Origin of the sequence: Rothia halotolerans (assembly GCF_004136635.1) — a bacterium.
GTDB lineage: Bacteria > Actinomycetota > Actinomycetes > Actinomycetales > Micrococcaceae > Rothia > Rothia halotolerans.
The window spans coordinates 303,138-313,411 of sequence record NZ_NOIU01000003.1 but is presented as its reverse complement, the minus strand read 5'-3'; the positions used below and the strand labels follow the sequence as shown (position 1 = coordinate 313,411).

At 71.5% G+C, this 10,274-nt stretch carries 8 protein-coding genes; 1 reads left to right on the top strand and 7 read right to left on the bottom strand.

Features of this window, described 5'->3' with window-relative positions:
- Positions 1–504: 504 nt before the first annotated feature.
- The 5 genes from tyrS to EWV39_RS11185 form a co-directional block, all read right to left on the bottom strand.
- Positions 505–1,857, bottom strand: coding sequence for a tyrosine--tRNA ligase (gene tyrS / locus EWV39_RS11205; protein ID WP_129660056.1), 1,353 nt, complete (start codon positions 1,855–1,857; stop codon positions 505–507).
- 42 nt (positions 1,858–1,899) lie between these two features.
- Entirely contained in the window at positions 1,900–4,233 is a 2,334-nt protein-coding gene (locus tag EWV39_RS11200) for a HelD family protein (protein ID WP_129660053.1), read from the bottom strand.
- Positions 4,234–4,457: 224 nt separating this feature from the next.
- Positions 4,458–5,009, bottom strand: coding sequence for an adenine phosphoribosyltransferase (locus EWV39_RS11195; protein WP_129660050.1), 552 nt, complete (start codon positions 5,007–5,009; stop codon positions 4,458–4,460).
- Positions 5,010–5,182: 173 nt separating this feature from the next.
- The gene (argH, locus tag EWV39_RS11190; RefSeq protein WP_129660047.1) at positions 5,183–6,631 is read right to left on the bottom strand and encodes an argininosuccinate lyase; all 1,449 of its coding nucleotides are present in this window, start codon (positions 6,629–6,631) and stop codon (positions 5,183–5,185) included.
- Positions 6,632–6,851: 220 nt separating this feature from the next.
- Positions 6,852–8,054: an argininosuccinate synthase gene (locus EWV39_RS11185; protein ID WP_129660044.1), complete on the bottom strand. Its 1,203-nt coding sequence runs from the start codon at positions 8,052–8,054 to the stop codon at positions 6,852–6,854.
- A gap of 250 nt (positions 8,055–8,304) precedes the next feature.
- Between EWV39_RS11185 and EWV39_RS11180 the strand changes: the two genes are divergently transcribed.
- On the top strand, positions 8,305–8,742 hold the full coding sequence (locus EWV39_RS11180) for an ankyrin repeat domain-containing protein (RefSeq protein ID WP_129660041.1): 438 nt from the start codon (positions 8,305–8,307) through the stop codon (positions 8,740–8,742).
- Between the two features lie 97 nt (positions 8,743–8,839).
- Here the strand turns inward: EWV39_RS11180 and EWV39_RS11175 are convergent, their stop codons facing one another.
- Both EWV39_RS11175 and argF read right to left on the bottom strand, forming a co-directional pair.
- A complete protein-coding gene (locus EWV39_RS11175) occupies positions 8,840–9,313 on the bottom strand; it encodes an arginine repressor (protein WP_129660038.1) in 474 nt (157 codons plus the stop codon).
- Positions 9,313–10,245, bottom strand: a complete 933-nt coding sequence (argF, locus tag EWV39_RS11170; RefSeq protein ID WP_129660034.1) for an ornithine carbamoyltransferase — start codon at positions 10,243–10,245, stop codon at positions 9,313–9,315. Before argF ends, EWV39_RS11175 begins: the two co-directional genes overlap by 1 nt.
- Between the last annotated feature and the right edge of the window lie 29 nt (positions 10,246–10,274).

Genomic DNA, 10,274 nt, shown 5'->3' with positions numbered 1-10,274 from the left:
ATTCACCAATAAAATAAAATTTGGTATGAAGCATTCAGATGAACAAAGCACACTATTGAGTTCTCAAACAACAAACCTATACCAGGAACCAACGACAGCGAATCAAACTCACCACCGCAGCTCCCGTGGCTGCTGGATCAACGTTACCCACGTCGACCCGGCGTGTCAACTTGACGTTTCCGCCCCGTTCACCCGCCGTGACCCCACCGAACCCGACCGGGCCCTTCGAAGTCACAATCTCTCATCCTAACCCACCAGCTCCCCCGAAGCAAACCGCCCCGGAACGAACCCTGAGAAGAACAGAAGGAAAATCCTCGTTACCCGTGGGCCCCGGCCTTCCGGCCGGTCGCCCTGGCAACTCGCTATACATTACTGACCACCAGCCCACCCCGCAACTCCACACAGGGTGAAACGGGTCACACCGCCCGGAGAGGCCCTCCGGGACGGCGAAGGGCCCGGGATTCCAGCTGGAATCCCGGGCCCTTCGCAGTGCCTCGACGTCGTTCAGGCGCCGACCGTCACCATGGCCATGCTCTTCTTCCCGCGGCGCAGGATCATGTACTTGCCGTGCAGAAGGTCATCCGCGCCGGCCTCGGCGTCCTCGCCCTGTACCTTGCGGTTGTTGATCGAAGCGCCGCCCTCCTTGAGGGTTCGGCGGGCGGCCGACTTGGAGTCGCACAGCCCCGTCGCCACCAGCAGCTCGACGAGGGAGAGGTCCTCCCCGCTCACCTCGGCGTGCGGCAGCTCGGCGGTCGCGGAGACCAGCGTCGATTCGTCGAGCACCGCGAAGTCGCCTCGGCCGAACAGCGCCTTCGAGGCCTCGATGACCTTCTCGGTGGCCTCGACCCCGTGCACCAGGGAGCAGACCTCGTAGGCGAGCTGCCGCTGGGCCTCCCTCCGGAAGGGCTCCTCGGCGGTCCGGCGCTCCAGCTCCTCGATCTCCGCACGGCTCTTGAAGGTGAACACCTTGAGCCGGTCGACGACGTCGGCGTCGGCGGTGTTGAGCCAGAACTGGTAGAACGCGTACGGCGAGGTCAGCTCCGGATCCAGCCACACGGCGTTGCCCTCGGACTTACCGAACTTGGTCCCGTCCGCGTTGGTGATCAGCGGGGTGCCGATCGCGTGCACATGCTCGCCCTCGACCTTGCGCACCAGCTCCGTCCCCGAGGTCAGGTTGCCCCACTGGTCCGATCCGCCGGTCTGCAGCACGCACCCGTACTGGCGGTACAGCTCCAGGTAGTCCAGGCCCTGCAGGATCTGGTAGCTGAACTCGGTGTAGGAGATCCCCTCCTCCGAGTGGAGCCGCTTGGCGACGATCTCCTTCTTGACCATCGTCCCCACGCGGAAGTTCTTGCCGACCTCCCGCAGGAAGTCGATCGCGGAGAGCCCGCCCGTCCAGTCGAGGTTGTTGACCATCCGCGCGGCGTTGTCCCCCTCGAAGGAGAGGAAGCGCTGGACCTGCCCCCGCAGGGCGTCCACCCACTCCTCCACGACCTCGCGCGGGTTCAGCGTGCGCTCCGAGGTCTGCCGGGGGTCCCCGATCAGGCCTGTCGAGCCGCCCACCAGCCCGAGGGGGCTGTGGCCGGCCAGCTGGAGGCGGCGCATCAGCAGCAACTGGACCAGGTGGCCGAGGTGCAGGGAGGCCGCCGTGGGATCGAACCCGCAGTAATAGGTGATCCTCTCCTCGCTCAGGGCCCTCTCCAGCGCCTCGACGTCGGTCGAGACGTGGACCAGCCCGCGCCACTGAAGTTCCTGCCACACATTCGCGAAGCTCGGGTCGTTGGACTGCTCCTCGAGCCCGTGGACCGCTTCGATCACCTGATTCTCCGTCACGGGGTTCAGGCTACCACTGACCATCCCGTGCTCCTCCCCTCGTCTCCTCGGCTCCGGCGGTCCCGCTCAGGCCCCGGCGTCGGCGGTCCAGGGCTCCAGTCCGGCCGGGACCTCCCCGGAGCACACCATGCTCAGCCGCTGCGTCGGGCGGGTCATGCTGACGTAGAGGTCGCCCACGACGCCGTGGCCCGCCCGGATCACCGAGGCGGGCTCGGCGATGACCACCGTGTCGAACTCCAGCCCCTTGGCCTCCCACGGGGTCAGGACCAGAACCTGGCGCTCCAGGGCGGTCTCGCTGCTGCCCACCACGTCCCGGTGGGCCTCGGTCACCGCCCGGGCGACCTCGGCGTACTCGGGCTCGGCCGCGATCACGCCGACCAGCCCGCCGGCCACGAGCGAGAGGTCGTCCGCGACCCGCCGGGCCACCTCGGCCGCGACGTCGTCCGTGCGGATCACCCGCGGCGCCCATTCCCCCTCGCGCACGGCCCTCGGCGCGGAGACCTCAAGCCCCGCGGCACGGGCCATCGCGACGGCCGCGTCCGAGATCTGGGCCGGGGTCCGGTAGTTGACCGTGAGCTCGTCGAGCTCGAAGCGGTCCCCCACGAAGGGCTCCAGCGCCTCGTCCCAGCTGCTCGAGGCCGCCGCGGCGGAGGCCTGCGCGATGTCGCCGACGATCGTGAAGGACTTCATCGGGCAGCGTCGCATCAGCAGGCGCCACTGCATCGGCGAGAGCTCCTGCGCCTCGTCGATCACCACGTGCCCGTAGGCCCAGGTCCGGTCGGAGACCGCGGCCTCGGCGGCGGTCATCCGGGCTGCCCCGGTCCGGTTCATCCCCGCCAGCATCTCCGCGGTCACGACGCCGTTGACCCCGAACTCCTCGAGGGCGGCGTCGACGTTCTCCAGCGTCTTGCTCGCGTTCTCCAGGTTCGCGGCGTGCTCCGCCGCGGCCCGGGCGGCGGCCTGGCCCACGGCCGACTCGAAGTCGCCGAGCAGCTCGGCCGCCTCGTCGAGCAACGGCACGTCGGCCTCCGTGAACGGTGCCTCCGGCGAGCGCAGCAGGGCCTCCGCCTGGGCGTCGTCGAGCCACGGGGCGGCCGAGTCCAGGTACCGGCGCTTGCTGAGCAGGTCCCGGATCAGGGTCTCGGCGCGCAGCGGCATCCAGGCGAGGTTCAGGGCCACCCGCACGTCGCGGGACTGCCGCACGTCCTCGGCCAGGTAGGGGCGCTCGGCGTCGTTGCCGCTCGACTCGTTGAGCTGCTTCTCCAGCTGGTCGGCGAGCTGATTGACCAGCGTCTTCACGAAGGTCTCGCGGGCCTGGTTGTGCGGCTTGCCGGTCGCGCGGGCCCGCTCGCGGGCGTGCCTGACCTGCTTCGGCGTCAGCTCCACGGTCGAGGAGTCCACGCGCAGGCGCTGGGTCTGCTCGGGGACCTTCTGCCGGTCGGCCACGGCCTTCCTCACGACCTCCGCCATCCGCAGGGAGCCCTTGAGCCGGGCGACCTCGACGTCGCGCTCCGGCACGGCGCGGATCCCCGGGTACAGGGTCGCCAGGGAGGACATGACGACGCCGGTCTCCCCCAGCGAGGGCAGCACCCGCTCGATGTACCACATGAACGAGGAGGACGGCCCGACCACCAGCACGCCCGACTTCTCCAGCCGCTCCCGGTTGGTGTACAGCAGGTAGGCCGCGCGGTGCAGCGCGACGGCGGTCTTGCCGGTGCCGGGCCCGCCCTGCACCACGTGGACGCCGGGCAGCTCGGAGCGGATGATCCGGTCCTGCTCGGCCTGGATCGTGGCGACGATGTCGCCCATCCGGCCGGTGCGCTTGCGGTTCAGCGCGGCCAGCAGCGCGCCCTCGCCGTGCAGCACCTCCTCGCCGTCGAGGAACTCGGGGTCCAGCACGTCGTCCTCGATGTTGCGCAGCGCCCGGCGCTCGAGGATCAGGTGGCGACGCCGCTGCACGCCCTGCCGGTCGAAGGCCGTCGCCTGGTAGAAGGTGCCGGCCTCGGGGGCGCGCCAGTCCACCATGAGCCGCTCGTAGTCCTCGTCGGTCAGGCCGATGCGGCCGATGTACCGGGTCGAGCCGTCGTCGAGGTCCAGGCGGCCGAAGACCAGGCGGTGGTCCACGGCGTCGAGCTGGGCGAGCCGGTCCTCGTAGTGGGTCGCGTAGGCGTCCCGCTCGGAGCGGTTCTGGTGGCTCCCGCCCGGCGCGTCGCGGCGCACCTGGGCGAGCTTCCCGCGGGTCTCCTCGCGGACCGCCTCGAGACGCTCGTAGAGGCGGTCCACGTAGGCGCCCTCGTGGGCCATGGCCTCCTCGAGCTGCCGCTCGCGGAGCTCCTGCTCGGTCCGCTGCTCGTCGTCCTCGAAGACTGTGCTGGGGGTGGTGTCGGCGATGTCAGACATGGGTGTGCGTTCCTCATCGGGTGCGAAGGTGTGGAGGGCGGATCGCGCCCCCGCGGGAGATGCCGCCGGGCTCGGCGGGTCAGGCGGGCGGTGCGGCCGGGTCCGGCGGACGGGGCGGGCGGTGCGGTCGGGCCTCGCGGCGGGGATCGGCGGTGCCGCCGGGGCCGGGCGGAGGGGGCCGCCGGTGCCGCCGGCGCGGTGCGGGGCCGGCGGCGGGGCGGGGCCTAGGCGGTGTACAGCGCGCTGACCCGCTGTCCGCCCAGGGCCTCGCGCCCGCCGAGGCCGTCGAGCTCCATCACCACGCCGATCCCCGCCGTGCTCAGCCCGGCGCGCTCCATGAGCCGGGTCGCCGCCGCCAGGGTGCCGCCCGTGGCGAGCACGTCGTCCAGGATCAGGACGCGGCTGCCGGCGGGGACGTCGTCGCGGTGGATCTCCAGCGTCGCGGTGCCGTACTCCAGCTGGTACGTCTCGGCGTAGGTCTCGCGCGGCAGCTTGCCCTGCTTGCGCACCGGCATGACGCCGACGCCGGCCGCGTAGGCCGCCGCCGAGGCCAGCAGGAAGCCGCGGGCCTCGACGCCGGCGATCACGTCGTACTGCCCCTCGAACTCCGCCAGCAGGGCGTCGATCGTCTCCCGGAAGGCGGCGCCGTGGGCGAAGAGGGGGGTGAGGTCGCGGAAGACGATGCCCGGCTCGGGATAGTCGGGGATGATCGCGCAGACCCGCTCGATGGTGCGGGCTACCGCGCGGTCCGCGGTGGGGGTGGAGGATTCGTGCATGGCTCGCTTCCGCTCTCGGCTGCGCAGGGGTCCCCTGGACGCAAAGTGCACACAATAGGGTACGCCACCGCGGGGCCCCCGAACAGTGCCGGGCTCCCGCTTCGCGCACGGATGAAAAGGGCCCGGTCCCCCGCGAGGAGGACCGGGCCCGTGCAGGGCGGGCGGGTGAGGCGTCAGTCGATCACGCGGGGGCGCTCGGCGAAGCGGCGCGGCTGCTCGAGCGCCGTCGTCAGCGCCTCCAGCTGGGCCGCGACGGCCTCGGGCGCGGTGCCGCCCTGCGAGGAGCGCGAGTTCAGCGAGCCCTCGACCGTCAGCACCTCCCGCACGCCCGGGGTGAGGTGCTCGGAGATCGCGGCGAAGTCCTCGTCGCTCAGGTCCCACAGCTCACAGCCGCGCTCCTCGCACACGCGCACGGCCTCGCCCGCCAGCTCGTGGGCCACCCGGAAGGGCACGCCCTGGCGGACCAGCCACTCGGCGACGTCGGTGGCCAGCGCGAAGCCCTGGGGCGCGAGCTCGGCGAGGCGCTCGGTGTTGAACTCCAGTGTCTCGACCATGCCGGCGACGGCGGGCAGGAGCACCTCGAGCTGGTCGATCGCGTCGAAGAGCGGCTCCTTGTCCTCCTGGAGGTCCCGGTTGTAGGCCAGCGGGAGGGCCTTCAGCGTCGCGAGCAGCCCCGCGTGGTCGCCGATGAGCCGGCCGGCCTTGCCGCGGGCCAGCTCCGCAATGTCCGGGTTCTTCTTCTGCGGCATGATCGAGGAGCCGGTGGAGAAAGAGTCGTGCAGCTTGGCGAAGGAGAACTCCTTGGTGGCCCAGAGGATGATCTCCTCCGAGATCCGCGAGAGGTCCACGGCGATCATGGCGGTGATCCAGGAGAACTCGGCGTAGACGTCGCGCCCGGCGGTGCCGTCGATGGAGTTGTGGATCGCGGAGTCGAAGCCGAGCTCCCGTGCCACGGCGGCCGGGTCCAGCCCGAGCGAGGAGCCGGCGAGCGCGCCGGAGCCGTAGGGCGAGACGGCGGCGCGGCGGTCCCAGTCGGCCAGGCGGTCCAGGTCCCGGTACAGAGCCCAGGCGTGGGCGAGCAGGTGGTGCGAGAGCAGCACCGGCTGGGCGTGCTGCAGGTGGGTGCGCCCGGGCATCGGGGCGTAGGGGTGCCGCTGCGACTGCGCGATGAGGGCGTCGATCACTGCGAGGACGTCCTGGGCGATGTAGGAGGCGTGGTCGCGCAGGTACATGCGGCCCAGCGTCGCGATCTGGTCGTTGCGCGAGCGGCCCGCGCGCAGCTTCCCGCCGAGGTCCGGGCCGGCGCGTTCGATGAGGCCGCGCTCCAGGGCGCCGTGCACGTCCTCGTCCGAGGCCGCGGGGGCGTAGGCGCCCGAGCGGACGTCGGCCTCCAGGCGGTCCAGGGCGGCGATCATGCCCTCGAGCTCGGCGTCGTCCAGCAGCCGGCGGGCGTGCAGCACGCGGGCGTGGGCCCGGGATCCGGCGATGTCGTAGGGCGCCAGTCGCCAGTCGAACTGCGTGGACTTGCTGAGGGCGGCGAGCGCGTCGGACGGGCCGCCGGAGAAGCGGCCTCCCCAGAGCGCTCCCTCGTTGGTGCCGTGCTTGTCGTGTGAGGTCGCCACGTGTGGTGCCTTTCGTCGCTGGGTCGGGGGCGGGCTGGGTGCCGCGGGGCGGTGCGGGGATGGGCCGGCGTCGGTCCGGCGGTGCCGGGTGCCGGGTGCCGGGTGCCGGGACGGATGGTCGCCGGCTCACCGGTTCACCGGCTGGATGGCCGTCCGGGGCCCGGCTCTCCCCGACCACTCGGTCGGGGAGAGCCGGACCCCGCGGCCTTCCGGCCTCGGATCAGCCCTGGAGCCGCTGGTCCCGGGCCGAGGCGACCTTGGAGGACATGCCGAACAGCTCGATGAAGCCCCGGGCCTGGGACTGGTCGAAGCTGTCGCCCTCGTCGTAGGTCGCGAGGTTGAAGTCGTAGAGCGAGGTCTTGGAGCGGCGGCCGGTCACGGTCGCGCGCCCGCCCTGCAGCTCCATCCGGATCTCGCCGTTGACCATCTGCTGGGTGTCGGCGATGAAGGCGTCCAGCGAGCGCTTGAGCGGGGAGAACCACTGGCCGTCGTAGACCAACTCGGTCCAGCGCTGGCCCACGGTCCTCTTGAACCGGGCCTGCTCGCGCTCGATCGTGACGTTCTCCAGCTCGCGGTGGGCGGCGATGAGCGCCATCGCGCCGGGCGCCTCGTAGATCTCGCGGGACTTGATGCCCACCAGCCGGTCCTCGACGATGTCGATGCGGCCGATCCCCTGGGCGCCGGCGCGGCGGTTCATGATCTGGATGGCCTCGAGGGGGGTGACCGCCTCGCCGTCGATCGCGACCGGGACGCCGCGCTCGAAGGAGATGACGACCTCGTCGGCCGGCGGCGGGAAGCTCGGGTCGTCGGTGTAGTCGTAGACGTCCTTGGTGGGACCGTTCCAGATGTCCTCGAGGTACCCGGTCTCCACGGCGCGGCCCCACACGTTCTGGTCGATCGAGAAGGGGTTCTTCTTGGTGGTGACGATCGGGAGGCTGTTCTGCTCGGCGTAGCCGATGGCCTTCTCGCGGGTCAGCGCGAGGTCCCGGACCGGGGCGATGCACTTCAGGTCCGGGCCCAGGGTCTGGATGCCGACCTCGAAGCGGACCTGGTCGTTGCCCTTGCCGGTGCAGCCGTGGGCCACGGTGGTGGCGCCGAACTGCTTCGCGGCCTGGACCAGGTGCTTCACGATGACCGGGCGGGAGACCGCGGAGACCAGCGGGTAGGAGTCCATGTACAGCCCGTTGGCCTGCAGCGCGGGCATGCAGTACTCGTTGGCGAACTCGTCGCGGGCGTCGGCCACGTAGGCCTCGACGGCGCCGCAGTCCAGGGCGCGCTGGCGGATGGTCTCCAGGTCCTCGCCGCCCTGCCCGACGTCGACGGCGACGGCGATGACCTCGGCGCCGGTGGCCTCCCCGATCCAGCCGATGGCCACGGAGGTGTCGAGCCCTCCCGAGTACGCGAGCACAATACGTTCCGTCATGGACGAAGCCTTTCTCCTCCGTGCCGACCGGTCCCGGCGGCACACAACACGATCATGTATGAGTATACATACAAGATATTATTTATTCACATCGAGGCCGAGGCTCCCGCGAGAGCGCCGTCACAGCCCGCACCGCCTCCCACTGTACTGCGAGGCGACGCGGTGCCGTCCCATCGGTGCGGCCGTACCCGCGCGGAGCTCCGCCATGCGTTATTATGAGTGACTAACAATTACGGAAGGAACTCTCCCCATGACGCAGGAACCGAACCCCGAGACCGCGCCCGGCGCGGCCCCCGAGCTCGACGACCGCGAGATCGAGGCGCTCAACGCCGTCTTCGACCTCGCCCGGGAGGGCCGCGCCGAGGAGCTGGAGGCCCTGCTGGACCAGGGCCTGCCCGTGAACCTCACCAACGCCAAGGGCGACACCCTGCTGATCCTGGCGGCCTACCGCGAGCAGCCCGACGTCGTCCACGCCCTCGTCCAGCGCGGCGCCGACCTCGACCGGCTCAACGACCGGGGCCAGACGGCGCTGGTCAGCGCGGTCTTCCGCAACAACGCCCTGATCACGCGGATGCTCATCGACGCCGGCGCCGACGCCTCGCTCGGCTCGCAGACCCCCGCGGCCGTCGCCGCCTTCTTCGGCCTGGAGGACATGTCCGAGCTGCTGGCCGAGCACGGGATCCGCTAGGCGGGACGCAAGCCGGCCGCCGGATCCGGCGGAGGACCGGGCCGTTCCCGGCTCTGGCGAGGGCCTGAGGCCGCGCCCCCGGCTCCGGCGCAGGGCCTCAGGCCGACCAGTCCAGGAACTTCCGGGCCAGCGCCTCTCCCCCGTGCGGGTCCCGGGAGACGACCATGACCGTGTCGTCCCCGGCGATGGTGCCGATCGCCTCCGGGATGCTGGTGTGGTCCAGCGCCGAGGCCAGGAACTGCGCCGCCCCGGCCGGGGTCCGCAGCATCACGATGTTGCCGCTGGCCTCCGCGGTCACCAGCAGGTCCCGGAACAGCCCGGCCAGCTTGTCCGTGGCCTCCTGGCCGCGGGAGAGCTCGGTGCCGCGCACGGCGTAGACCAGCACGCCGTCGGGCCCGCGCATCCGCTCCGCGCCGATCTCCACCAGGTCCCGGGACAGCGTCGCCTGGGTGACCTGGATGCCGTCGGCCGCCAGGTGCTCGGCCAGCTCCGACTGGGAGCGGATCCGGTGCTCCTCGAGCAGCTCGACGATGCGCCCCTGCCGGGCGGCCTTGGTCGAGGGGAAGGCCATCACGGCGTCCCGTCCGCCGAGGCCAGCCAGGTCATCAGCGCCTTCTGGGCGTGCAGCCGGTTCTCGGCCTCGTCCCACACCGCCGAGGCCGGGCCGTCGATCACCTCGGCCGTCACCTCGTAGCCGCGGTAGGCCGGCAGGCAGTGCAGGAAGATCGCCTCCTCGGCGGCGCGCGCCATCGCGGCGGCGTCGACCCGGTAGTCCCGGAAGGTCTCCAGGCGCTCCTGCTTCTCGTCCTCCTGGCCCATCGAGACCCAGGTGTCGGTGACGACGACGTCGGCCCCGGCCAGCGCCGCCGCCGGGTCGGTCGCCACCTCGACCGAGCCGCCGGTCTGCGCCGCGCGCGCCCGCGCCGCCTCCACGACGTCGGGCCGGGGCAGGTGCCCCTCCGGGCCCGCGACGCGCACGTGCATCCCGGCGGTGGCCCCGCCCAGCAGGTAGGAGTGCGCCATGTTGTTCGCCGCGTCGCCCAGGTAGGCCATCGTCAGGCCGGCGAGGCGGCCCTTCCGCTCGAGGACGGTGAGCAGGTCGGCGAGGATCTGGCAGGGGTGGTAGTCGTCCGAGAGGGCGTTGATGACCGGGACGCGGCTGTGCTCGGCCATCTCCTCGAGCCCGCTCTGGGCGTAGGTTCGCCACACGATCGCGGAGACCATCCGCGAGATCGCCTTCGCGGTGTCGGAGATCGACTCCTTGTGGCCCAGCTGCGCCTCGCCCGGGTTGACCACCAGCGGCGAGCCGCCGAGCGCGGCGATGCCGGCGGCGAAGGAGAACCGGGTGCGGGTGGAGGTCTTGTCGAAGATCACCGCGACCGTCTGGGGGCCCTCGAAGGGCCGGTGCGCGTAGGGCTCGCGCTTCATGGCGCGGGCGAGCTCCAGGACCTCCCGCTGCTCGTCGGGGCTGAGGTCGGTGTCGACCAGGAAGTGTCGGACCATGATGGACGGTCTCCTCGGATCGGTGTGTG